The sequence below is a fragment of the Rheinheimera soli genome, assembly GCF_021290985.1.
GTDB lineage: Bacteria > Pseudomonadota > Gammaproteobacteria > Enterobacterales > Alteromonadaceae > Pararheinheimera > Pararheinheimera soli.
Map to the genome: position 1 here is coordinate 40,951 of NZ_JAJOYU010000013.1, position 26,135 is coordinate 67,085.

The following is a 26,135-nucleotide window of genomic DNA, read 5'->3' on the forward strand; positions in this document are numbered from 1 at the left end:
TTTAAACAAGAATTCTCATCTGAAAGAAAGGGCGATAAACAAAATGAGTACTACCTTTGCAACCCCAGGCGTATATATTAATGAGATTAATGGATTTCCTAATTCTGTAGTTCCAGTAGCTACCGCTGTTCCTGCATTTATTGGTTATACACCAAATGCAGAATACCAGGGTAAATCCTATTACAATAAACCTTTTAAGATCAGTTCCTTCGCTGAGTTTCAAGCGATTTTCATGCTGCCTAATCCACCACCACCTGCTGATCCTGCCAGGCAATACAGTCCACAGTATTATCTGGTTGCGCAAAAAACAGCACCTACGTCAGGAGAGTATTTGTCTTTGGGCGGACAGTATTATTCGATACTGCCAGACCCTAATACAATTTACTATTTGTACAACAGCATTCGTTTGTTTTATCAAAATGGCGGGGGCGACGCCTATATAGTCGCTGTGGGTTCTTATGGCCCAGCCAGCGGAAAACCAGTGACAGACCCGGCAGTGAGTGTGGTCAACCCTAATGTGCAGTTAACCGATTTGCAGCGTGGTTTAGCCTTATTAACAAAAGAGCCTGAACCTACTATGTATATATGTCCGGAAGCAACGCTGTTGTCGCTAGACGACAATACCACCTTGATGGAAACCATGTTGTTGCAGGCAGAAACCATGCAAACAGCAGTGTGTATTTTCGATGTAATTGGCGGCGCAAATCCCGACCCAATTTTATACACCAATGACATCCAAAACTTCCGCAACAGCACTGGCAGTGCAGGTCTTAACTACGGCATCAGTTATTACCCCTTTATTGGCACTACGATTATGCAATCCACTGATATCGATTTCACCAACTTGTTTGGTGGCGATACAAAGCAGCTTTCGGCCATTCTGAACCCACCATCAGCACCAAATCCGGTTGCGGCGCAAATTCTTGGCATGATCCAGACACCTCCAGCCAAGCCATTGTCAAACAGTCAGCTTCAGGCCGCCCTTTTGGTCGCAAGCCCAGTCTATGGTCAGATCATTAATCATGTGTTGACCGAGGCAAATATTCTGCCACCAAGTGGCGCTATGGCTGGTGTTTATGCTGTGAATGATCAGGAAGCCGGCGTCTGGAATTCTCCTGCGAACACCTCAATTGTGGGGGCTGTTTCGTTACCTATACGTTTGAGCGACAGTGATCAGGAAAATCTGAACATTGATGCAGTTTCAGGAAAATCCATCAACGCCATCCGTTTCTTTAACGGCCAGGGCATATTGATCTGGGGCGCCAGAACACTGGACGGCAATAGCCAGGACTGGCGCTATATTTCCGTGCGCCGAACCATGACCTTTTTGGAGCAATCGATCAAGTTGGCCGCTCGGGCCTACGTCTTTTCACCCAATAACGCAAACACCTGGGCAGCGCTGCAAAGCATGATCAGCAGTTTTCTGACGGGAGTCTGGCAGGACGGTGGTTTACAAGGAGCTTCTCCTGCTGCTGCTTTTAGTGTCAGCGTTGGCTTGGGTACCACCATGACTGCAGACGATTTGCTTAACGGTTATATGCGGATATCGGTCAAGGTGGCTGTGGTTCATCCTGCTGAATTTATTGTTATTTCGTTTGAACAACAACAGGCCACATCCGGTTAATTTTGGCTTGGTCGCCTGTCAGTAATTCATTAAGCAGACCGTTTTTATTTTTATTTTAATTTTAATCGAGGATTTATCATGGCTGATACAGGTGTAAAAGAAGGCTCAACCTGGCCAATGCCCAAATTTCGTTTCGACGTTGACTTCGGTACTGAGTTGACAGGGATCTCATTCCAGGAAGTTTCCGGGATGGATAAAGAGGTTCAGGTTATCGAATACCGGGCCAGTAACAACCCATTGTTCTCCACCATAAAAATGCCCGGCATTGTGAAATATGGCAACGTCACGATGAAACGCGGAATTTTTGTTGGTGACAATACGTTCTGGAACTGGATGTCGGAAATTACCATGAACACCATAGCGCGCCGCACTGTCATCATCAGGCTACTGAATGAGGCGGGTAAGGTGACCATGCAATGGAGCTTAGCCAATGCCTGGCCGACAAAAATCACCAGCACTGACTTGAAGTCTGATGGCAACGAAGTGGCGGTAGATACGATAGAAATTGCCTATGAGTCTTTGACGATCACCAATACAAATAATGCTTGATTTAAAAACAGGTTTTTATTTTGGCTTAGCAATTTCCCGCAGCACTGGCAGCGATGTTGGCTTTCAGGAAGTTTCAGGTTTGAGTGCTGAAATTGGAGTTGAGGAGGTGGTGAGTGGGGGCGAGAATCGTTTTAAGTATAGGTTGCCCGGTATCACCACCTACCCAAATCTGGTTTTAAAACGGGGGATCGCATCGGAAGCATCACCGCTTATTAAGTGGTGCCAGCTTACCCTCGATTCAGGTCTTGCGAAGCCAATTATTGTCAAAGATATTTCATTGAATTTGCTCAATGAAAATGGCGAGTCCTGTATGAGTTGGGATTTTGTCAGGGCCTACCCGATCAAATGGTCGGTAAGCGATTTGAAAGCGCAGGAAAGCAGCATTCTGATTGAGACCATTGAGTTGGCCTATCAATATTTCACGGTGAACGATAGCCGGAATAAAAAATGATTTGCCGGTTCAGAGTTTTATAAAAATGAATTAGTGGGTGAATAGAAATGCCAGTAGAAATTCGTGAACTCATCATCAAAACCCAGATCGCAAGCCATGCGGTGCGGGAAGAAAAAAGCCGTGCTGTGGAACAATCAGCATTAAGTCAGAAAATCGTCCAGGATTGTTTAAAAAAGCTTAAAAAACAATCGCCAAAAACCAGTTTTGATCGTTAAACGGAGCTTGGTGTTTATATGAGCAATATGAAGATAGTGGCGTATAGCGATGGAACCTTTACGACTAAAGTGGCTAAAGGCGACTATGAAGTCATGCTCAATCCTGAAAAACTGCAATGGAACCGCAGTATTCAATACAACGAAGAAACCAGTATCGATAGTAGTGCTCCTGCTTCCAAGTACAGCAAGACGTTAAGTGAAAAGTTGAGTTTCGATTTGGTGATCGACTGCACTGGAGTGGTTGATAGTAAAAGGGTGAATTTACCAAATGAAGTGAGCAAGCTATCGAAAGTGATTTACGACTATAACGGTGACATTCACCGCCCTAATTACGTCATTATTAATTGGGGAAGTGGCCTGGCCTTTAAATGTGTATTAACCAGCTTCAATTTGTCCTACACATTTTTTAAGCCCGATGGCACTCCGCTCAGAGCGAAGATTTCGCTTGAATTCTCGTCGTCCATTGATGCGGCCACATTGGCGAAAAAAGATGATAAAAAATCCCCTGATATGAGCCATTTGGTCAGCCTTGTTGAGGGCGACAATTTGCCGCAAATCTCTAATCAGATATACCTCTCGCCAAATTATTACCTGCAAATCGCCCAGTTTAATGGCCTGAATAAGTTCAGACGTTTGCATCCCGGAACGGTATTAACGGTGCCGCCGCTGAAAGCTGGAAATACGACAAATGCCTAATACAAAACCCGGTGGTGTAGTGACATGTAGCATCAAGACGGCTGGCTCCGCCATACCGGATAGCTATCAGGTGTATGCTATACATATTGATCAAACGATTAACCGTATTGCAACTGCCACTATTTCCTTGTTGGACGGCGACGCTGCCAAAGAATCTTTTGTCATCAGCGCTTCGGCTGTGTTTGTGCCAGGCAACGAGATCAGTATCGAAGTGGGCTACGATAGTAAAAACACACTGCTCTTTAATGGCATAGTAACGAAACAATCACTGCGTGTGGCCAACTCCAGCGGTCCCATACTAGAGATTGAATGCAAAGATAAAGCGGTAAAAATGACTGTCGGGCGCAAAAGCGCTGCCTTTAGCAAAACCAAGGACAGCGATGTGATCAGTACCCTGATCCAGGCTCAGGCGGGGTTAACTGCGTCTGTCACCGCCACTTCAAACCAATTACCCGAATTGGTGCAATATTATGTGACCGATTGGGACTTCATGTTGGCGCGTGCCGAAGTGAACAGCATGCTGGTCAGCACCATCAATAATAAAGTGACGGTGTTTAATCCTGTCACAGAGACCTCTTCTGTTCTGACTTTGACTTACGGCAACAATCTTTTTGAATTTAATGCCGACCTGAACGCCATCACTCAATTGGCACAGGTCACGGCGAGCGCCTGGGATTACCCCAATCAAAAATTAACCACAGCGCAGGCTGCTAATAATCTGGCAGGCCCGGGAAATTTAAGCAGCAAAACGCTTTCTGCAGTGGTGGGGTTAGCCAACTACGAGCTGCAAACAACGGCTGCAGAGAGCACCGATGAACTCCAAAGTTGGGCCAAAGCACAGATGTTAAAAAGTGAATTGTCCAAAATAACAGGAGATGCCCGCTTTCAGGGAACAGCTGGTGTTGTACCCGGAAATTATGTGACCTTGGCCGGTATGGGAGCTCGTTTTGATGGCGATCATTTCGTATCTTCGGTGCGGCATGACATTTCTGATGGTAACTGGGCTACTGAAGTCAATATTGGCTTGTCGCAAGAATGGTTTGTGCAAGAACATGAAGTGGAAGCGCCTTCTGCGGCTGGATTAGTTCCCGGCATTGCAGGCTTATTTAATGCAACTGTTGTCAAAATAAACGCCGATCCGGATAGCGAATATCGGATCCTGGTTGAGGTTGCGTTGTTTAACGACAAAGGGGCAGGTTTATGGGCAAGGCTGGCCAATTTTTATTCAACCAATGGGCAAGGCGCATTCTTTTTACCTGAAGTTGGCGACGAAGTCATTCTGGGTTTTTTGAATCAGGACCCGCGTTATCCGGTGATCCTCGGCAGCGTTTACAGTCAAAAAAACAAGCCCTATTCCGATTTTACTCCAAATGAAAAAAACAGCATGAAAGGCATAGTCACTAAAAGTGAGCTGCGCATCATGTTTGATGACGAAAACAAAATACTTACCCTGACCACGCCGGGGCAAAACACCCTTGTACTGGATGACAAAAATAAGCAGATCGAAGTGAAAGACGAGAATGGCAACTCATTGCTGATGACCTCGTCAGGTATCACTATCAAAAGCGATAAAGACATTAACTTACAGGCAGGGCAAAAGGTCAGTATCAAGGGTAATACCGGCATCGATATTCAAAGCTCAGGTGGCGATGTCAGCACAACAGGGAACAACATTAAGGAAACGGCCCAGCTGCAGTATACGGCAAAAGGCAATATGACAGCTCAGGTTCAAGGTGGCACAGAGCTAATACTGAAAGCCGCTATGGTGATGATTAATTGAGTGTTAAGGAGAACTTATGCCACCTGCCGCCCGCTTAACTGATTTTCACACTTGCCCTATGGTGACTCCGGGATTGCCACCTATCCCCCATGTTGGAGGCCCTATAACCGGGCCTGGTGCACCTACTGTTCTGATTGGTAAATTGCCGGCTGCCAAAGTCGGTGATATGGCGGTTTGCGTTGGTCCACCGGATTCGATAGTGAAAGGGTCGTCTACTGTCATGATTAACAATATGCCTGCAGCCAGAATAGGGGATTCCACGGCGCATGGTGGTTCTATTGTGTTGGGTTGTTTTACCGTCATCATTGGAGGCTAAGTGATCAAGCATGAATGAAAGTAGCTTCTTAGGAACAGGCTGGTCGTTTCCACCTGTATTTGATAACGCAAATTACCAACTGCAGCTGAGTTCTGGCGAAAGCAATATCAATCAGTCGATTGACTTGCTGATGAAAACGCCACGAGGCAGCCGCAGTTTGATGCCTAATTACGGCTGCGATTTATGCCGTTACCTGTTTTGCCGTCTTGATGCGACCTTACAGGAAGAAATTATTCAATCGGTCAAAACAACCTTGTTGAATAGTGAACCGAGAATTAGCGTTGAGGATGTTGATATTTCGCTATCTGAAGACGGGAGTATCGCGACTCTGTCCATTTCGTACAAAATCAAGCAGACCAATACACGCCACAACCATGTATTCCCATTCTCACTGCTTGAAGGCACTCACTTGCCGGTCAGCCCGTTATGAATGCAGATGCCATTGCGGAAAATCGCAGCAGTCAACTTGCCAGGGCGCTGGACCCCGGCAGTATCAAAGTTGATGGGCGAAACAACCGTGATCGGCTGGCTTTTGTTGCCGCATTTTCTCAATTGATTTTGTATTACGATCAAAACAATCAACCTGCTGGTCATTGGCAGTCTTTTTTTATGAAAGACCCCTGCATTTTGCTCGCTGCGATCAGTAAAACGGATTACAGCTTTTATCATGCCGAATTCATGCTGTTAGAAGGGGGGAAGTTGAAATCACAAACCGGCGACGCTGACTATGTCAACCGGTTGATCCCCTTGCTGCAAACCCTGTTTGCAACCATTAATAAATGGTTTTATTTCATAGGGTTAAATGCAAGCGCTAACACAGGAAGCTTGTATCTTTTTCTAAAAAAAATGATAGAAGAAACATTAGCTGGCCAACTCTGCTCCATGCTCGCATTGCAGCAACGAATTTGTACTGCAACTAAGGGAATGGTTAATGCGCCTGACACTGCATTTTATCGCAGCTTCGAGCCGGTTTGGTTCAACGGCCAAAACAGCCAGCGTGGTTTATCATTCACGGATGAAACAGACCTCGTTGCCATTGGATCACTGGCTAACAGTTGCAGCTGCATTTTTCACAGCGTATTTGATGTCTTTGTGCAAGTAATTGAACATGCGACACAGGCTTTTTATCAACAGGAAAATCAACCAACTCCTTACCCCGATACAGCCTTGTTAATGGCTTTTAGCCGGTTAATGGAAACGCAACAAAAGGTCATTAACCAGTTCAGCACAAAGCACCTCGATTTTTATTATGATCATATTCTGCAGCAATCTTTGCAGAGCGCACAGGCCGATCAGGTATTTGTCTGCCTGAAACTGGCCGACAAAGCTCAGCCAATGAACTTGCCTGCTGGCACCTTATTTAAGGCGGGGAACTATCCCGATCAGAGCGGGATAATGTTTGCCAATCCGGCTGACACTGAAATCAACCATGCCATGATTTCATCAGTGCAGACACTTTATTATGATCAAACCCATCCGGATGCCAGGGTTTTGTATCTGAACACCATAGCTAAGCCGACTCAGGTTTCACGCAACCCGTTAGAGGAAATAGTCAGTTGGGATGGCTTTGGCAACAATGAAGGGCTGCCGGTGCAACAAGGCTTTGTTTTGGCATCTCCTCTATTGTTTTTGCAGGGCGGGCTGAGAACGATCAGTGTTACATTAACCTTTCAAAGCGATTCTTCATTATCTCCCTCTGCTGCATCAACCAGCGCTGCGCTTACTGATTTTATCCAGGCTTTCCCAACTAACCAGTTTTACTTAAGCACAGAAAAAACCTGGTTTGCGCTGAGCCAGGGCTATATCAAGATCCTTCCAGCACCTTGTGGTGTAGAGATAAAGATCACGCTGCCACCGGAAGCACCCGCCATAGCTGCCTTTAGTAAAAGCCCGGATGGTTTTAGCAGTGCCTGGCCCATGCTCAAAATAATGCTGAGTCCGTCTGTCGACTTAAGCCTGCCTCCCAATCTGGCGAAGGTCTGTATTCAGGTTCAGGTTGACCAGTTCAGTCATTTTTCATTAGCGAACCATAGTTCGCCATTAGCAAATACCGGGTCGCAACAACTATTCGGCCCAGTGCCCGAAGTGGGGGATTGTTTTTATGTTGGCAGCAATGAGTGCTTCGCCAAGCCGCTGGACTCGCTTACGCTGAATATCAACTGGGATAAATTGCCCACCAATTTTTGCGATTATTACGCTCAGTACAATCAGTATTTATTTACTCAGGGAGCTGCGGAAATACTATCGCTGGTTGCGGCTGCAGTAAGTGCAGCGACCAGCGCGGTCAGTGATGTTAAAACAGCGGCAAGCCAAGCCAAAGGAACATCAGCTGAAACGCAAGCTGCGGCATCAACGGATGCCGTGATAGCGGCACAGGCCGCAGTGACCGCTGCAAACACAGCAGTAAAGACTGCAAAGGCGGCAGTAGAAGCTGCACCTCCGCCTCCAAGTACAGCAGAGGCAATAGCATCGGCTGCGGCGGCCTTAGCTTCAGCGTCCGTTGCTGTGGCATCAGCATCAGTTGCGGCGACTATAGCTACAGAGGCTGCAGTTGTAACTACTGCGGCCGCAGCAACTGCTAAAGCGCAAAATACAGTGTTGGCTTTAGTTGCCGCCGCAGAGGCTGTAGCTGTTTCGACTGCCGCATCACTATTTACGAATACATCATTTACCGGACAGTGGGGTTTACTGACGTCAAAAAGCTGGCAAGGGTTGACCCCTGAGGCCGGTGACAGTCCATTACCGCCGGTCAAGCCAGTGAAGCGCCCATCTATTTTTGAGCGAATAGTAACTATGATTGTAGGGTGGATTGCGTTATTGAGCCCGATCCTGCCGCCATTCTTCCGTCCTATGTTGCCAGTGGGCAGGCCAAGCTGCGAGTCGTCACAGCTGACTGAAGAGCTCCAAATGGACTCGCCAGCGCCAACACAGATGGCGTTCACTCCAGATGCTGTGTGCTTGTTTCAGCAGTCATCTAGCCCGCCTGGTCTTAATCTGCAAAGTAGCAGCTTTACTTTTAGATTCAATCCCATGAGTACCGCCATACCGCAGCTTGCGCTATCACCATTGCCCGGGGTCACTGATGCGAACAATGGCTATCTGCGGTTTGATTTGGAAACACCTGATGATGCTTTTGGTACTAGTCTGTACGCCCAGGTGATTTCATACGTTAGTTTTAACAATGCGCAGGCGCTGATCCTCAAAGATCCTAAAGCAAAACCTCTACCTATCCCCAACCCGCCTTATAGCCCAAAGCTGTCCAGCTTACAGGGCAGTTATAGCGCCAGTGCAGTGACAGACATTTCTCCTGAGCAGAACATCGATCCGCAGGCCTATCCGCTGGAGCTTTACCACTATGGTTCGTTTAAACCTTATCTCGCTTACGATGCGACGAACACTGAGCAAGCTTATGGTTTTTGCAATCTGACGCCGCAAGATGCTGTTTCTGCTGGGCTGCCTCTGTTTGCCGGCGCGGGAGGGCAAGGTTGTTTGTATCTATCACTCAGTGGGGTTGTTGCACCTTGCAGCTTGACCTTGTTTGCCGAAATAAGCGCGGATGACAATCAAGCTTCAGCACAGAGTGACAGTATTGGCTATTACTACTGGACAAATAACGGTTGGCAGCCAATTAAGGTGTTGCAAAACGATACCAATAACCTGACTTGCCCGGGCATTATCACCTTTGATATTCCGTCATTGACGTCCGTTGATCTTCGGCTGACCGCTGCCGAACAGCAGCTTAGCGTGCTTCAGCAGGTAAACATCGAACAAGCGGAGATAAACCTGTCTTACCTTGCATCACCTATCATGCCCAATGCTGATTTCTGGTTGGCGATAGCGACCAAACCCAATGACAAGGCCACCGACATCAAATTTAGTTATTTGGATACTCAGGCAGTAAAGTTGACTCGCGTTTCAACAGTTGGCTTGCCTGCAGGTGAAATACCGCAAATCGATGCAAACAGCATTAGCGCTACGCAAAACAAATGGGCCCAAATTGCCAGCATTACCCAGCCATTTCCTTCATTTGGTGGATTACCCGCTGAAAACAGAAATAGCTATGGTGGCTACAGCAGTTTTTATCGGCGTGTCAGTGAGCGGTTGAACAATAAAGACAGATGTGTCACAGCCATCGATTTGGTGGATATGGCTCACAGCGCCTGCATGAATTTGTTTTATGCCAAAGCTATCAAAGGAAAGGGGGGGTCTGTTCGCATTGGCTTAGTCAAAGGCTACTCCAATGCACAACTACCTAACGCGTTCAGGCCTGTGGTTGACGCTTTAGATCAGGCGGCAATAGTTCAGCATATTGCATGCCGAACCTCGGCCATGACGAAGCTCAGTGTCTTTAACCTGAAACATCAGATCGTGAGGATTAGTACCACATTACTCATTGATCCACAGGCCAATGCAAATGCAATGGAAAAGGCCATAAATCAGAAATTAAGAGTCTACTTATCGCCCTGGATCCGCAGTGATTTACCGCAAAGAAGCGTGACGCAGGACATTAATCAATCTGAATTAATCCGGTTTTTATCTGCTCAGGCTGGTGTGGTCTCAGTGTCAGGTTTAAGCCTGATGGTTTGTGTTGAAGGTGATAACGACGATGAGTCGGTATTGGTGTCGCACCAACAGCATGCAATAACACTGGTGACAGTTGCCGGAGGCCAGGCATGACGGGCGATGATTATTATATTATCGATGAACCGCTGCCTGATGCGCTCAATTTTGCAGTGCTGAAGCGGGACGGAATAAAACAACTGCAGGCCTTGTCCGGAAAGGTGTGGACCAATTATAACGAGAGTGATCCGGGTATCACTATTCTCGATCAACTCTGTTACGCCCTGACTGAATTAGGCTATTGCGCACAATTTCCGATAGCTGATGTGCTGACACAAGCAGACGGAACTATTCATTTCCAGGATCAGTTCTTTCAGCCACAAAATATTCTGACATCGACCCCTGTTACGCCTGATGATTATCGCAAGCTGGTGCTGGCTCATGTGCCGCAAGTGCGGGTGATTTATATAGAACCAGAGTCTGTTTCCGTGCCCGAACCAGGGGGCGACAGCCGTCAGACCCTATACACGGGGCGCTACAAAAGTTATCTGAGTTTAAAGGATAGCTCCGGACAAACGGATGTCGATCAGATCATCAAGGCTGTGCATGTCCTGCTGAACCAGCACCGCAATCTTGCCGAGTGGTTCCTGCGTCCAAAAAACCTGACACCGTTAGATATTCAACTGGCAGGCACTGTGTGGCTTACACCATCAGCGAATGCTGCGAAAGTAGAGAGCCTGATAGCGCAAGCTTTACTTAACTATGCGGCTCCTGCTGCAGTTCAATCCGGCTATAAAGAGCTTTTAGCCCAGGGTCTTAACCCGGAAGATATTTTTAATGGACCCAAAACCTCTAACGGCTGGATCGCGGGGAAAGATGCGCTTAAAGCGCAATGCCTGAATGTTAGTCTGTCTGACTTGACCGGTCTGATTGCTGCTATAGATGGCGTGTGGTACGTGGAAAGTCTGAACTTTAGCGGCTATGTCAACACCAATGCCGTTGCGATCAAAAAAACCGAACTGCCCAATTTCACGCTCTCTGACACATTCAAATTAGTGCGAAATGGCATACAGCTGAATACGGAGCCAAATCAGTCTGGCCAGCCGTATTTAGCTGCACTGAGCTCAAAGCATCAGGCTGCAAGTGTTGAGGCGAAAATTGATTTATTTCCCGAATTACCCCAGGGCAACTATCGCAACATTGAAGACTATTACTCTGTACAAAACACCTTCCCGGATGTTTATGGCATAGGCCATAACTCGCTTCAGTCCGATGCAGCGAGTTATCGGGTTGCGCAGTCGCGCCAGTTGAAAGGCTATCTGATGGCTTTTGATCAATTACTGGCCAACCAATTTTCTCAGGTTGCGCATATAGGTGATCTGTTTTCGTTCGGGACACCTCACAGCAAACCAGAGCAGACCGGTTTACCCAACCCAGGCCTTCCCTACAAAAAATTCACCACCACATACCATTGTCAGCCGCTGTATGACATTCCACAGGTGAAGCCATTGTTGCGGGGGCATGACGCATTTCATTATCAGATCGATCCAGGTAAACCGGACGAACAGGTTGAAAATGAAGCCTGGAAAAAATACAAAAATTTTCAATTTAATGAATACATATACGGTTTGCGCCAACACATGGAAAACGAGTTGGAGGCAACAACCCGGCGAGATGCCATGTTGTCTCATCTGATGGCCCGTCATGGCGATGACGCGATTTTGTATGATGAGATGATCGAGACATGCCAATGGTTTGGCAGCAAGCTCAAGACGCGCATTATCGTAAAGACCATATGGTTGCAGAACTTTGAATTGTTGTCCTATAACCGCACTCGCGCCTTCAATGTGAGTGCAGTCAAGCTGTTACCTATGCCCGGCGATGCGTCCATTATCGATGCTATCAATCAGCATGACGCCGCCAGTTCCAATACTGTTGAGGCTAAAGGCGGGAGCAATGCAGCAAAACAACAGTGGTGGCACAAACCAGTTTTTCCAACCCTGGATGGAGAAGTGGATCAGGCAAAGATTTTTTCCGACGCCAGGTTAAAACCCTCTGATTTTGAACACTTTTCTGCCTTTGAGCATAAAGCAGCTATTTTGCTCGGTCTGCCTGGGCGCTGGCGATCTCTTGCCGGAACATTGTATGCCTTGCTTGATGCCCCTGATTTCCACGACTGGTTAAACAGTTGCGAGCCAAGTTATCGCTTAGCTGATTCGGATATTTCGGTTATTCGTGGTCAAGGGGAAGACAAAAAACATCAATTGGTTGAGGGCAATCAATGCTTGATGGATATCGTCTGTTGTTCTGCTGCCACCGCAGAAGATTATCAACAGTACGCCGACCAATTGCTTTGGCTGTCCACCCAACGAAAAGGCTTTTTGCTGATTGAATCCATACTGCTGGTGGGCAACCCACAACCCCAGGTCGTAGCGCCATATTTTTTAACAGCCAGCCTGATTTTTCCAAACTACGTGACGCTGATCCAGCAGCCAAAATTTCAGAACTTTATCGATACATTGGTGAGTTTGCATTGGCCGGCTTATGTTGAGATGCACTATGTACCGACCCCCTTTGATGCGATGAAGGACATCATTTCAAACTATGTGGACTGGAAAAATAACAGAGATAACTGTAATTCCCTCCTTCATGTTTTGAGCCAAAAGAAAGCCGACGATCCGACTGTATCCGTGACCAGAAAAGCAGCAAAGGCGGCTTTTGATTTGTGTAACGCGTCAAAAGGTGAACTGGCATCGAAGCTTGGCTTATCAGCGGAAAAAGCCGAGGCAGTCCAACCATGACGACCAGCCACCTGATAGCCCAATGCTGTTGGCAAACCGGCTTTGATCAAGAAGCCAAAGTGCAGGAGCTTCAGGATTTCATTAGCCTGTGGAGCAATACAGCGCTCACCGAACTGCTGGAACAATCTTTCAATGAACTCTGTCCCACCACACAAACCTGGCGTATTACCAGCTTGGAGCTGGATTTGGGAGATATGCTGTTCGACGATTTGGCGTACGAGCTACCCAGGCGATTAACCGCCAGTGTACATAGAGCTTTGGGAAAAATGCTCGCCCATGAGCAAATTGCTGTGGCATCTAACGATGGCGGCACGTTGCGGATTATGGACCATGTCGAATCAATGCAAGACTTTGTGACCTGGTTTTTACAGCATGGAACTACGCCCTGGTGGTTTAGCGGAACTGAAAGTGCGTTGCAAATACTGGATCGACAACTGGAGCATAACCCCAGCGCTACCATCGATATCATCCGTTATTTAGGCCGTTCACAGAGAGTGCGGCAACGCCTCGTCTGGCAATTAGGTGAGGTTCGTATTCGTAGCATCATCCGGTTACTTGAACCCTGGCAGGGGGATTTCATCTGTATTTTTGCAGACGATCTGTTCACCCTGCAAGAGGAGCGGCACTTGCCAGCAGCCGGTGCCTCTGCATTCAGAGAATCTGTCTGGCTGACTATTCTGAAGCACCTGCTGGTTGACAGAGGCACTTTGTTTAACACCACCAGCTTTGTTCGCGCCAACCTATGGCAAGTTGCCCAGCACTATCAAATCGATTACCAGAGGTTGCTTGATCAAATGTTTCAGGCGGTAGCGGCGCTTGAATCATTGGGAGCAGTCTCCCTGACTTTTTTCAACGCCATTAAAATGATTTACCGCCAGGATCACGCTACTAGTCCGACAGCAGTAGTTCAATCTGCGGAACCACCAGACCTTTGGCTGGCATTACAAAAGATGGTGCATTACGGACTCAGGCGACAGGCTGTCGGCCCGGACACAGTGCAAGTGGACGAATTGTTTTCAGTACTGGCACGCCAGGACGCCGAACGTATGGCCAAGCTGTTGCTCCTTGAAGGTCACTCAGTTAAAGCTCGCCAAGGCATATTGAAACATTTTTCTTTCACCGGATTGGCCTTGCTGGTGCAAGTCGCAGAACCACAACAGCATTCCTTTATTCTGGCACACGTTCAGCAAACACAAGCGCAGGTCAGAAAACAGAATTGGAACAAGGAAACGGTATGGCAAGTCGTACTGGCTTACCTTTTGACAGCGCGCAGCTCGAAATTTAATCGTCGCCAATTGGTTCATGAAACCTTGCTGGAGCTCTGCAAGCTACATAGATTTGAATTGGCTGTGTTTTTAGATCTGTTAATTCATAGTGTACAAACAGAGCATCCAAATCATCAGCATTTTGAACTCTTGGGAATTTTCAAAGAGTTAAGGCGTGAACAAAACAGACGACATAGTGCTGCCGGCGTCAGAACAACCTATTGGCAGGCGGCTCTGCACTATCTGAAAACGGGAACTGATGGCGGTTATGGCATAGCAGGTGGGACGCACGGCCAACTGATACTCGACAGCCTGAGTGGTGGAGGTGCTGAGCAATCACTTGCCATGCTGTTAGGTGCCGCAGAATTACAAAGAACCAGCAATGAACTGCTTAGCCTGAGATTGCTCAGGTTGGTGGGGGCCGCCGATCTGTCTTTATTGATCGATCTGCTTGAACCTGACGCGACAGAGTTTTGTGTATCACTGATCGACAGTCTGTTGTTTTGGCAAAAGCGAGCTGAATTGCCTGCCCTGGATGGTGTTGATCTGGCGCATCAGGTCCCAGCCTTGTTAATCCAGGCGTTAGCTGGAGTTTCTAAGGCCAGGCTGGGCGCTCAGGGTGGGTTTGAGCTGGCAGCTTTTTGGCGTGACTTTGTTGCGCTACTGAAGCAAAAGTGTGGGGTGAATAGTTCTGCACTTTCTCAGCAGATTGCGCAATGCCTGGCTCAGGATCTGTGTTGGCCTAACCTGAATGCAACACCTGCCTGGGGCTTAGCTCTGCAACATAGCCCGGTTCATAGCTCGATTCAGTATTTATCGAACTCATTATTGTCAGTTATACAAGCAGGAATAGGGGGAGGCGGCGCGGCAGCGTCTTCCCAGCATTCATTGGCTCAGCTCAAGACTGGCCATGATGTTTTCAGTGTTGTGCTGAACAAGAAATGGAGTTCTGACGAACTCTTTACTGCGCTGCGACATCGTTTAATCCCACAAGGTACTGGCTCAGTCAGTCCTTTGTCAGAGGGACTTGATGCTGCATCACAGGGGCTTGACGCTGTGCCGCTGGCAGTACTCTGGCGCCAACTGGAGCGAGAGGACAGGCATAGTATCTCTGACTGGCTGGAGCGTCAGCCGGATAAATATCTGCTGCTGAACATACTCAGCCACAAGAGTGATAGTCAGCCTATTGGCCACTGGCTATCGAAGCAACTTCCTGACGAACTGAAACCAGCGAAAGACACTATTAAACACTGGGCCTTGCTGTGGCAGAAAGCAGGCTATTGGCAAGGTGCCAGCGCGGTGTTGGAGAAACAGCTGGCCGAAATATTCTGGACCTTGAGCTTTGATGCCAGAGCACATCATCTATCGGCCAGTGAATTGCTTGTCAGAATGATTGCCAGTGCCTGTTTACGTCTCAATGTACCTCTGTCTGACTGCGTTGAAAGTTTCAGGCAACAAAAGCATCTTTTACAAAAAACGCATTGGAATAATGCCTACAGGCTATTGATTGACCGGACATCGAAAAAAGCAGAGCAGGACCCAACGTTATCCGTTCAGCCGGATAATTCAACTCCTGCAGAAACACATAAAGACAAAGCCGCGGCTACTAGCTATTTCAGTCAAGACTATCTGGCCGGGTATTTAAATCATCCAGCTTTTATTGAAATCGCCCGTTGCATGTTACAGCAGGGGCAACCGCCTTCCAGGCTCAAGATTGCCCGGCCGATAGATTTGAGTCGGTTGTTATTTGACGTATTTACAGTGAAACCCAGCCTGTTAAAGGCTCTGCTGGGCGACTTACAACATCAGCATGGGGTGATGTTTCGGCTGCTCAGTATTGTGCCATTTGCTTGGCTCCTGGATGCAATGCGTGTCGCTGAGCCACAGCAACAGACGGGTATTATGCTGCTGGATAAGTTTCAGCGCTGTCTGCAGAGGCTTGAAATACCCAATTCATCCGCACGGCAGCGTGACGCATTGTTATTTCAGTTGGTTTTGAAACATTGGCTTAATAACGATTGGGCCGCATTAGCACCAGAGCAATTCGTCAGCAATTTTTTATACCAGTTGATGCGTCAACAGCAGATCGACATCGCCTTACTACAAACAGCTTTTGCCCCACAACTGAAGTCATTAGCAAAACCTTTGCAGCTTGCAACGACAAAAGTGCTGAATAACACCGAAGCGCTCTGTGCTAAAAAATCACCTCACGCCAATGCAGTCAACCAGACCAAGGGCCTTGAGGCTAGATTGGCGGACGCCATCACAGCCGCCAAAAATCCAGTCGCCAACAGTACTCCAATGCGGATAAACAATGCCGGTTTGGTCATTCTGCAAGGTTTTATCACTATGTTGTTTTCCCGGCTGGGGCTGGTTGAGAACGAGCAATTTGTCACCCCCCTTGCTCAGCGACGCGCTGTGCACTACTTACAGTTTTTAGCAACAGGGTGCAGTGAAACTGCTGAACAGCACTTGCTGCTCAATAAATTGCTCTGCGGTTTAGCACTGCATGAGCCTGTAGAAATCGGCATCGATATTTCCACCGATGAGGCCGACCTTTGTCACGGCCTGCTGAATTCCGTGATTGGCCATTGGGAGGCCATAGGTAGTAGTTCGGTGGATGGATGCCGGGGGGATTGGTTAGTGAGAGAGGGGTCGTTAACGGATGCAAAGGATCACTGGGATGTGGTGGTAGACAGGCGTGCCTATGACGTGCTGCTGGCGCGAGCGCCTTTTTCATATTCCGTGATCAAATTGCCCTGGATGGAAAAAGCGATTTATGTGACATGGCCAACCTAACGGATGTCCGGCTTATGGAGCAATGAAACAACGTTATTAATGTTTGAATAATCAAATAAAAATGAGGAACTTATGAATACCTACAATGAAAACCTTCAACAGACAGTCGTCAATACCTTGTCGGCTCTGGCGCTTAATCAGTCCAATTTGGATTCATTAAAAACTGTGGCTGAATACACACTTTACTATGCGCAAGGAACGGAAATCAGCGCAAGGGACAAATTGGAGGGGACAGAAGCTGACGTCACCACCTGGCAAAACGTCAATAATCAAAGCTTGATCAACGCGAATCAGGTGTTCAATTTGCTCACATCTGCCACTGAGGCAAATACCGATGTAGCGGTGAGCATCACCAATACGGCTACTGCTGCTGCTAACGTGCAGATCGCATCCAACGCGATTTCGTTACTGGCTTCAGATATAGGCGCCGCATTTAATATTGCAACTGCAGCCTTATACCAAACAGATGTGTACGAAAAAATTCAGAGCGCCAATAGCCTGATCAATGAAGTGGCGAATGAAGCAAAACGGATCTCAAAAAGTGCGATGAACGCCTCTGGCTCTACCTCTGAAATTACCATCAGCGAGGTTTTAGCTCAAACCACTGGTGTGAAATCGAAAATAGATAACTTGTTTACATCGACCCAGGCGGAATTGGATAAATTTGCCAAACTGGCCATTGCAGAAAATGCACAAATAACCAAAGCCAGCAAAGCGGAGCGGCAGGCCGAGGGAGAACTTGCTGACGCCAGAAGGGAAGTGACTGCCATTAATACGGCATACGACAACAGCAACAACCAACTCAATCAGTGCCTGAGTATCAGCGTAGTGTCAGGGTCTGAAATCACGGCGTCCTTTGCGGCGCTGCCGTTACCCACTTTTTACTCGCAACAAGCTGGTGCTGTGAGCATTCCAGATGCGGATCCTGTGTACTACTTGACGCTGGTGCCGGCGCAAAATCAGACTACCTTTTCGATTGATCAGGTTGAGCAATTATTTTCACAACGACCTAAGGGCGACAACAGCCTTTTTGTGAGTGTTACTCCAGATGCAAGCGTCGCTGCCACAGGTGTACAGAGATCACCGACCAGTATACAGCTGACCTCTGATGCGTTTGGCAATTCTATTCAGGCCGGTTCAAGCTACGTTGCCTTTTTGTATATCGAGCTCTCCAAAGAATACAAACAATACATCAGTAATTATTCGGAGTTATTGTCTGCACCAAGCCAGCCTTTTACTCCGGCTACCACTTTGCCATTGGCGCAAAATCTGGTAGTTACTCCAAATAGCACCCCGGATGCAACTGGCGTGACCTGGTCGACGGCCAATTTCACATTTACACCATTGGGCTCATCTGCAGACACTGCGACAGCGCAGCCAAATGCTGCTACCGCCTCCTCAACTAAAGGTAAGGCGAAATCTGTTGCGGCGCAGGCTGATGCAGCTGCCACTGCCACTGTGCAACAACCTGCTGCGACTTCTGCAGCACCTGCCGTAACACAGATTGCGGGGGCCACATCGACCACTGCCGGATCTAATTATGAATTCCGGTGCATTCTTGTTGAGCAAGGCGGAACGCCGGATCTCAATCTATTGCGTTGTCCTGAGAACCGGAATTTGCCTCCCATCTATTTTAATCAGTCCATTGCCGGGCAGGTTTCACCAGCGAATTACATCGCAGTGTCAGCAGCATCCGGTGACTATGAATTCAGTTTTCTGCCGAGTACCACAGACAACTTCGGCAACGTGATCAAGCCAAACACAATGTATCAGCCTTACATACTGACGGTAGCCACTGGGGATCCAAGCGATCAGGCCCAGTATGCCAATGTATTGGCGAATACCTTGCCAGCTATCACTGTCTGCACTCAAGCTTAACAATAAAACACCACGACTCTATGGAGAGTAAAAATGAATAACATGACTATTAATTCACTCGCAGTCGGCATTGTTTACAAAGAAAAAGCCACGCTCGACTGGTTGGCGATGCAAGTGGCAGAAGCCCAATACGAGGTCGATCAATACCAGGCTATTGTTGATGCTGAGACCGCCAAGTCCGCCCAGTTTAATGATTATTTAACGGCAGCTGAGGCCAATAAAACCGCAGCTTTGACCAACCTCAATCTGGCCATCGACATCGATTCCAGTGTTAAGGCCTTGTGCACCAGCACTGGCTTGGCACTGAAACAAACCGGAACTGCGACCACGGAAATCAAGCAGGTGTCAGGCGAAATGGCGACACTCATCAATAAATTGATTTTTACGGTTGAGCTGATAGACAGGTTTGGCCAACTGGTGAACAAGCAAAAATTAAGTAATCCACTGATACCTGATACTTTGATTAGCTTTATGGCGAAGGCGACAGCTGACGCTAACAATGCTGTAGCTCTTACGCTTGTAGCATTGCAAAGTTGTTATGTGGCCGAGGCGACTTCCTTACGATCTCAGCAGATCATCACACTTGAAAACGAGCAGGTTACAACGCTTAAAAGCACAATTGAACGGCAGGCACAGGTCTCCGGACTGCAGGATGTGACTGGTTTGGTTGTCGATGGCAACTTTATCGTTGGCTTTACAGCAGATTGCACCGGTGTTTTGGCCTTGGTGCGTCAAGCGTACGACAAGGCGAGCGAAAAATATAACCAGGCTCTGGCTAACGTTAATATAGTAAACCAGCAACTGGCTTATGCTCAAAGTGAGTTGGTGACCGCTACCACCAGCCTGAATTCGTACAAAGCAGGCTTGGCAGCTGCAACAGCTGCAGCTTACGCAGCATAAAGGTATGGGATGGCTGGCTTGTGCTGGCCTGCCTTGCAACTGGAGGGGTAATCATGTCTAAAAAAGAGTTTTACAGCCATTGCTATCAGCAGACGGCCTGGCTGCCGATGCACCCTTTCACGCGTAGGCTGGCGCTGGGTGACCTGTGTCAGCTGAGGCAGGGACGCTTTCAGCCTTTGCTTAATATTGGCGATGCCCATTTAGTAGAAAATTTGCTGGTGAGCCGAGAGATCCCGCTGGATCAGAACGGCTGGGAATTAAGCAGTGGGGTAAAGCAACTTCTGTGCGAGACCCAGACTGAACAGGGAGGTGATAGTGAAGATTATTATTGGACCAGGCAGGTACTCGATTTCTCGCAACCAGGCGATTTTATCTTTCATGCAAGAAAGCCAAAAGCAAACCTGCTACTGAACTGGGCCCAAATCAAAGATGACCTGACCTTAAAGTTGACTCAGCTGCATTATGGCTTCAGGCAGGTTTACGTTATTACCGGCGTGGCGACGGCGGAAGACTGGGGGCTGGCTGTGGCGGGGCAGGCCGATGCTCGCCTGGAAATGTCGGCAGCACTTTGTGAAAGCAATAGCTTTAGCCTGCTCAGTCACAATTCGGCCAGAGCAGATCGATGCACCGGCATAGCCTGCTACGAAAAAACCAAGGACCAGGCTGCGTATTTTTTTAAGGCCAAAAAATTGGTGATGAGTGATGCGATGACTGACCGCTACCTGAGTCTGGTTGTCGAAAACAAAGCTGAATTGGGGGGAGGAGAAATAGCCAACTGGCTGCAGGCCGATTTGCTTGATCTGGTCAAAGTCAACGAGCTGAATCTGACCACCAGCATAGGTTTTTTTAACTGGGTGGATATGTCGCTTGACGATGTAGCCCTATTGAGTGATTAGCCTTATGCCAACGCCTGAACAAAATCTACAAGCGCTGTATCGCGAGCTCGACTGGCTCTATGCCGTGATCCAGCAGGTGATTGCCAGCTATCTGAAACACGAGGGGCACCAAGACCACTGGTTGGATATAAGGCCGCCCGAACTGATGCCCGAGCAGAGTGAATATGAGCGGCAGGCCTTGGACTGGCAGCTCGATACCTTTGAACGCCTGGCCTTAGCGCTGGCGTTGGCTCCCCATGTTCGGCCTGAATATCTGGATGTTTTTTTAAGTGTAAACGGTACAACCGATCGTAGCTTTAGTGAATTTGGCGGATACAGCGATAAAGCCTTCAGCGGCTTTTTACCTACAGGGCAGACGCTGGCATTTCTGCTGAGCGCCAACAACCCAGAGTTGCGGCTGGAGGCCATGCGCATTCTCGCGCCCAGCCATCGCTTTGCTGCAGAAATGGTGATTACACTGGAGCAATCGGACGACAAACTACCACTGTTATCCGGAGTATGGAGTTTGTCGCAGCAATGGCTGCAGCTGCTGTTGACCGGAGAAAAAATCCGCCCAGAGTTAAGCCCGGCCTTTCCCGCCAGCCCAATTGTCACCCCACTGACATGGAGTGATTTAGTGCTGGATCACCATGTGATGTCGCAAGTGCAGGAGATACGTGCCTGGATCACCCATGGTCATAGCCTGATGCGTGATTGGGGCCTGGCCCGTAAGGTCAAGCCAGGTTTTCGCGCTGTGTTTTACGGCCCTCCTGGTACGGGAAAAACCCTGACGGCGGCCTTGCTGGGCAAATCGACCGGGCGTGAGGTGTATCGGGTAGATTTGTCGATGATCGTATCGAAGTACATAGGCGAAACAGAGAAAAACCTCGGCAAAGTATTTGATGCAGCCAGTTACAAAGACTGGATTTTATTTTTTGACGAGGCTGATGCGTTGTTCGGCAAGCGCACGGCTGCCACCAGTTCTAACGACCGGCATGCCAACCAGCAAACCGGTTATTTATTGCAACGCATTGAGGACTTTCCAGGCACCGTTATTCTCGCCACAAACCTCAAAGCGAATATGGACGAGGCCTTCACCCGCCGTTTCCAATCGATGATCCACTTTAAGATGCCGGGCGCGACGCAGCGCTTACAGCTATGGCAGAAAGCGTTTGAAGGGGTGTGTGAGTTGGCCGGGGATATTGACCTGACGAAGCTCGCGCAAGATCACGAACTGGCGGGCGGCGCTATTATCAACGTGTTGCGTTACTGCGCATTAAACGCGGTAAGCCGGGGTAAAAAACAGGTAGAGCGCGACGATCTGATCCAGGGCATTAAACGCGAATTTCGCAAAGACAACCTGACGGTGCAATTTAACTAGGGGCATAACATGGCTGAGTTTAAGGTGGAACACAAAAAGCAGCAGTCCTCTGAACATGGCACAGTGAGCCAACGCAAGGGTACAACTGTGTTACCTGATCATCGTAGTCAGGTCAGTCAGGCTCATGCTTTAAGCGATAATCGCGCCGTGCAGTTGGTGCAAAATCCTTCGCCAAAACCGAATAATACGGGGCTGCCGAACCAGTTGAAGGCGGGGATTGAATCGCTATCTGGTTTGAGTATGGACCATGTGAAGGTGCACTATAACTCGGCTAAACCGGCGCAGTTGAATGCGCATGCTTATGCACAGGGTAGTGAGATTCACTTGGGGGCGGGGCAGGAGAAACATTTGCCACATGAGGCTTGGCATGTGGTGCAGCAGGCGCAGGGGCGGGTGAAGCCTACCATGCAGATGAAAGCTGGGGTGGGGGTTAATGATGATGTAGGGTTGGAAAAAGAAGCGGATGTGATGGGAGCGAAAGCGTTGCAGCGAAAAACTAGCAATGCAGGTATTCCAAAACTTACGACACCTGCGCTGCGAACCACACCGCTGCAACGCGCAGCCACAGTGTCTGACGCGATGAAAATCGCTGAAAAAATAAAAAAAGGGAAAGAAAAAAACAGCGAGGGTCCTACCACCCACACAGCCCAAAAAAAGAAAAATCCGCGAACGAATCCTGATACGGGGGAGGTAGTACAGCGCCTGGTGAATGCCCCTATTAGCCTGAACAACCCTTATACCTTTATGGTGGTACCCGCAGATTTAGGAACCGGCACAGTCACCACACCGGGCACGCGCACCTACGTCAACAATCCTGCAACACCAAAATTTCCTACGGTGTCTTTCTCGTATGCATTCTATCCACCAGGCGCCGCCGCCCCTGTTGCAGGTGCTGCACCTGGCCCGCTCGCCAACATTCCCAATCCTCCGCCCGGCGCTGGCAATTATGATGCTGGGCATTCACTGGGGCGTCAGAACGGAGGGCGAGGAGACCTTAACAACTGGGTGTTTCCACAAGATGCCATCGTCAACCGTGGCTGGGGCGGGACCTTCGGCATATGGCGCGCACATGAAAATGCTTTCAACGCGGGCGTTGCGGCACTTGGACCCGGCGGCTTCGGCGTGTGGCATGTGCAGCTACCCTGATACATAAATACAGATTTATTTTTTATGCAGCGAACCTCAATACACTAATTGGGGCGCATGGTTCATGCGGGGATACGGCATTACTGCCGCAGCGTCAGGGGGTAAGGTGGCATTTTCGGTAATTTTCGTACTCGCTGGGATGATTAAATTTGCAAAAAATTTACACTATTTCCGGTGACTATAAAGTCTATGTCGGCCTGCTGCGATACATGAGTAATGTCATGTACCACCGACAACATGATCAACTTGGAGAGACAGCAATGACTGAAATGATATTCAAGAAAAACCTCGCCAGCGGACCCGCGGGTGTGCAATGCAAACGTGGGCCGGCGCTACAGGATAACCGTGTCGTAGTGCAAGCTAAATCCTATGTAAAGAACGAAGGGCAAAATTTTACCTGGGGTAAACATAAGACGATTGTCGGCAAGAAGATGGAAGCGTTACTCGATCCGGCTGATCCGGTGCGAGGCGAAAGCGCGAATATCAATGCAGATCAGACACCGATGATGGATGCATTGAGGGCGCACTACGTCATCAATGGCGGCGATTTGGTAAAAGGTCATCTATTGAATGACAATCTGGGTGGCAAAGCCTTAAACAATAATCTTTTTCCGATCACGCGGGCAGCCAATAAGCAGCACTTGATGACAACGGAAAATTATGCGAAAACGCAATTGTGGACTCATCAGTCACCTATTTGGTACACCGTTGAAGTAAGCGGCAGCCCAAATGCGAATCAACATACCCACCAGTTCGATGTAAGCCTGGGGTATTGGGACATGAAGAAAAATATAAAACACGCCGCCGCGATCCAGGGGTCTATTACTTCGAATATGGGCGATCCGCGTGACTATGACGGTGCGAATGGGGATGACCTGGAAACTTACTCAGCCGGAACCCTCAAAGCCGCGATGGCAAAGGGTCTGGCACTGCACCCGCACACAGCTTTAGGAAGCATGAATACTCAGGAACAAGATGCCAGAAAAAAAGCGGGGGCAATTAGCACGAGCGAACATGGTTCGAAAGGCTATAACTCCTATTGAAATAGAGAAAATGGGGTCGGATTTTGCCGGGGCGTGCCATCACCACGTGCAAGGCTACAGTGTATTGAACGCGGTAAACATGGGGAAAAAACAGCTGACGCAAGACGATGTGATCCAGAGCATTAAATGCGAATTTCGCAAAAACAACATGAAAGTGCAATTTAATTAGGGGCATAACATGGCTGAGTTTAAGGTTGAACACAAAAAACAGCAGTCGTCCGAAGATGGCACCGTGAGCCAACGTAAAGGCGAAACTGTGTTACCAGACAATCGTGGCCAGGTGAGCCAGGCTCGTGCTTTAACAGATAATCGCACTGCGCAGTTGGTGTCAGACATCACGGCAAAACCGAACAATACCGGTCTGCCGAACCAGCTTAAAGCAGGTATTGAATCGCTGTCTGGAATGAGCATGGATCATGTCAAAGTGCACTATAACTCATCGCAACCCGCTCAACTCAACGCCCACGCCTATGCACAGGGCAGCAATATTCATCTTGCGCCGGGGCAGGAAAAACATCTGCCGCACGAAGCCTGGCATGTGGTGCAACAGGCGCAAGGGCGGGTAAAACCGATGATCCAAATGAAGGCGGGCGTGGCAGTCAATGATGATCAAGGGCTGGAGCATGAGGCCGATAGCATGGGTGCTAAGGCACTCAACTATGGTGCCAGGGTAGTGCCTGGCGACAATGTCAGTAATGCTGTTGACGCGCGACAATTGAAGACGGTACAAATGAAAGCCGATGTGGTGCAATTAATGCCGGGGAATTTTTATCGTACTTATCAATTGCCTTTCAAAGGATTGAAATTTGACGGCTATAAAGGAGAGCGAAACCCGCACGCAGCGCAGACCATTAACAAGCTGAGAGCAGAAAAAGTGATCGAAACCAGTGCCGACCTGATCGGTGGGCATTTATTAAAGGCCGAATTAGGCGGCGCCGATGTGCGCGATAACGTCGTTGCTTGGAGCGCGCAAGCCGAAAGTCGGTTCTCAGCATATGAAGGCGGCTACCAAGCGAAAATCCAGTCGTACCATGCGTTTCTGCAAAGTAGAGGGCAGCTAGGCCCAAATGGAGAGTGGACCTGGCCTTTTGCTACCAGTGCGCAGTTTGCCAAAAGAGCAGCCACAGATTTTCAACAGGAAGCAGGATGGGGTGAAAGTGGCGGGTGGAGCAAGGAAGAGTTGAATGAAACGCTCGATACGCTCAGCTATATTCCGGTAGAAACGATGGTCAATCCGGGCAACACGATTGATTTTTTCACCAATTCAGGTGATGACATCAGCGGGCAGATTACGCTCAAAAAGAAAATTGTGGCCGGGCCGGGGGGGGCCGCTGACGCTATTGGAGCAGCTAGTCAAGAAGCGCTCAATGCATTATTCAAGAACCGTGTCGAACAGAACTGGAAATTGATGATCAGCACAGGAAAACGGCTGATGGAAACGATGAAGCATGAATTGTGGCATGAACATCTGGAAATGTATTGGCAAGAACAGGTTTATGACTGGATGGTCGTATTTCATACGCTGAGCAAATCTGGCCCAATCGGGGATCGCAAGCCTATCGCTCCCAAAAAGGAGTATGAGTTATCCGGCAGTGAATTTTTTACCCGGCAACCTGAAATGACTAAATCTTGGGAAAATATGCGAAAGGCCGCGATCAGTGAGCCGATTGAATTGCAAAGAAGAACCTATGATGGCACGATTGCAAAACTTGCGGCGATTCTGGAAGACGGTACCAACAAAGTGTCCAACGCCATGTTAGATTGGAATCAACAAGTTAACTATAAAAACTGGCCTGCGATTTCTTTGCCAGCTTAAAAATGAATCGGGTTCTTGCAAGATAGAGGGGATGGGACAT

Annotated in this window: 18 protein-coding genes; all 18 read left to right on the plus strand. The window is 48.4% G+C overall.

Annotated features, from left to right (window positions below):
• The first annotated feature begins 232 nt into the window (after positions 1 to 232).
• The 18 genes from LSG37_RS10785 (at position 233) to LSG37_RS10870 (ending at position 26,095) form a co-directional block, all read left to right on the plus strand.
• Positions 233 to 1,624 carry a phage tail sheath family protein gene (locus tag LSG37_RS10785; RefSeq protein ID WP_233079881.1) on the plus strand — a complete coding sequence of 464 codons (1,392 nt, stop codon included), beginning with the start codon at positions 233 to 235 and terminating at the stop codon, positions 1,622 to 1,624.
• A gap of 78 nt (positions 1,625 to 1,702) precedes the next feature.
• The gene (locus tag LSG37_RS10790) at positions 1,703 to 2,173 is read left to right on the plus strand and encodes a phage tail protein (RefSeq protein WP_127023245.1); all 471 of its coding nucleotides are present in this window, start codon (positions 1,703 to 1,705) and stop codon (positions 2,171 to 2,173) included.
• Positions 2,166 to 2,624 (plus strand): phage tail protein, encoded by a 459-nt coding sequence (locus LSG37_RS10795; RefSeq protein ID WP_233079882.1) that lies wholly within the window; start codon positions 2,166 to 2,168, stop codon positions 2,622 to 2,624. Before LSG37_RS10790 ends, LSG37_RS10795 begins: the two co-directional genes overlap by 8 nt.
• 47 nt (positions 2,625 to 2,671) lie before the next feature.
• Positions 2,672 to 2,839, plus strand: coding sequence for a DUF5908 family protein (locus LSG37_RS10800; protein WP_233079883.1), 168 nt, complete (start codon positions 2,672 to 2,674; stop codon positions 2,837 to 2,839).
• 18 nt (positions 2,840 to 2,857) lie between these two features.
• Complete coding sequence (locus LSG37_RS10805; RefSeq protein WP_233079884.1) at positions 2,858 to 3,535, plus strand: CIS tube protein; 678 nt, start codon at positions 2,858 to 2,860, stop codon at positions 3,533 to 3,535.
• Complete coding sequence (gene vgrG / locus LSG37_RS10810) at positions 3,528 to 5,315, plus strand: type VI secretion system tip protein VgrG (protein WP_233079885.1); 1,788 nt, start codon at positions 3,528 to 3,530, stop codon at positions 5,313 to 5,315. Before LSG37_RS10805 ends, vgrG begins: the two co-directional genes overlap by 8 nt.
• Before the next feature lie 16 nt (positions 5,316 to 5,331).
• The gene (locus LSG37_RS10815) at positions 5,332 to 5,631 is read left to right on the plus strand and encodes a PAAR domain-containing protein (protein WP_233079886.1); all 300 of its coding nucleotides are present in this window, start codon (positions 5,332 to 5,334) and stop codon (positions 5,629 to 5,631) included.
• Positions 5,632 to 5,641: 10 nt separating this feature from the next.
• On the plus strand, positions 5,642 to 6,061 hold the full coding sequence (locus LSG37_RS10820) for a GPW/gp25 family protein (protein WP_233079887.1): 420 nt from the start codon (positions 5,642 to 5,644) through the stop codon (positions 6,059 to 6,061).
• Positions 6,058 to 10,308, plus strand: coding sequence for a baseplate J/gp47 family protein (locus LSG37_RS10825; RefSeq protein ID WP_233079888.1), 4,251 nt, complete (start codon positions 6,058 to 6,060; stop codon positions 10,306 to 10,308). Before LSG37_RS10820 ends, LSG37_RS10825 begins: the two co-directional genes overlap by 4 nt.
• Positions 10,305 to 12,992 carry a baseplate wedge protein gene (locus LSG37_RS10830; RefSeq protein ID WP_233079889.1) on the plus strand — a complete coding sequence of 896 codons (2,688 nt, stop codon included), beginning with the start codon at positions 10,305 to 10,307 and terminating at the stop codon, positions 12,990 to 12,992. The genes LSG37_RS10825 and LSG37_RS10830 overlap by 4 nt, the downstream gene beginning before the upstream one ends.
• A complete protein-coding gene (locus tag LSG37_RS10835; protein WP_233079890.1) occupies positions 12,989 to 17,056 on the plus strand; it encodes a contractile injection system tape measure protein in 4,068 nt (1,355 codons plus the stop codon). Before LSG37_RS10830 ends, LSG37_RS10835 begins: the two co-directional genes overlap by 4 nt.
• 72 nt (positions 17,057 to 17,128) lie before the next feature.
• The gene (locus tag LSG37_RS10840) at positions 17,129 to 18,934 is read left to right on the plus strand and encodes a hypothetical protein (protein WP_233079891.1); all 1,806 of its coding nucleotides are present in this window, start codon (positions 17,129 to 17,131) and stop codon (positions 18,932 to 18,934) included.
• Between the two features lie 33 nt (positions 18,935 to 18,967).
• Complete coding sequence (locus LSG37_RS10845) at positions 18,968 to 19,834, plus strand: hypothetical protein (RefSeq protein WP_233079892.1); 867 nt, start codon at positions 18,968 to 18,970, stop codon at positions 19,832 to 19,834.
• A 20-nt stretch (positions 19,835 to 19,854) separates the two neighbouring features.
• Positions 19,855 to 20,730, plus strand: coding sequence for a hypothetical protein (locus LSG37_RS10850; protein WP_233079893.1), 876 nt, complete (start codon positions 19,855 to 19,857; stop codon positions 20,728 to 20,730).
• Positions 20,731 to 20,734: 4 nt separating this feature from the next.
• Positions 20,735 to 22,090: an ATP-binding protein gene (locus LSG37_RS10855; protein WP_233079894.1), complete on the plus strand. Its 1,356-nt coding sequence runs from the start codon at positions 20,735 to 20,737 to the stop codon at positions 22,088 to 22,090.
• A 9-nt stretch (positions 22,091 to 22,099) separates the two neighbouring features.
• Positions 22,100 to 23,236 (plus strand): eCIS core domain-containing protein, encoded by a 1,137-nt coding sequence (locus LSG37_RS10860; RefSeq protein ID WP_233079895.1) that lies wholly within the window; start codon positions 22,100 to 22,102, stop codon positions 23,234 to 23,236.
• Between the two features lie 260 nt (positions 23,237 to 23,496).
• Entirely contained in the window at positions 23,497 to 24,279 is a 783-nt protein-coding gene (locus LSG37_RS10865) for a hypothetical protein (RefSeq protein WP_233079896.1), read from the plus strand.
• Positions 24,280 to 24,457: 178 nt separating this feature from the next.
• Entirely contained in the window at positions 24,458 to 26,095 is a 1,638-nt protein-coding gene (locus LSG37_RS10870) for an eCIS core domain-containing protein (RefSeq protein WP_233079897.1), read from the plus strand.
• Positions 26,096 to 26,135 lie beyond the last annotated feature (40 nt).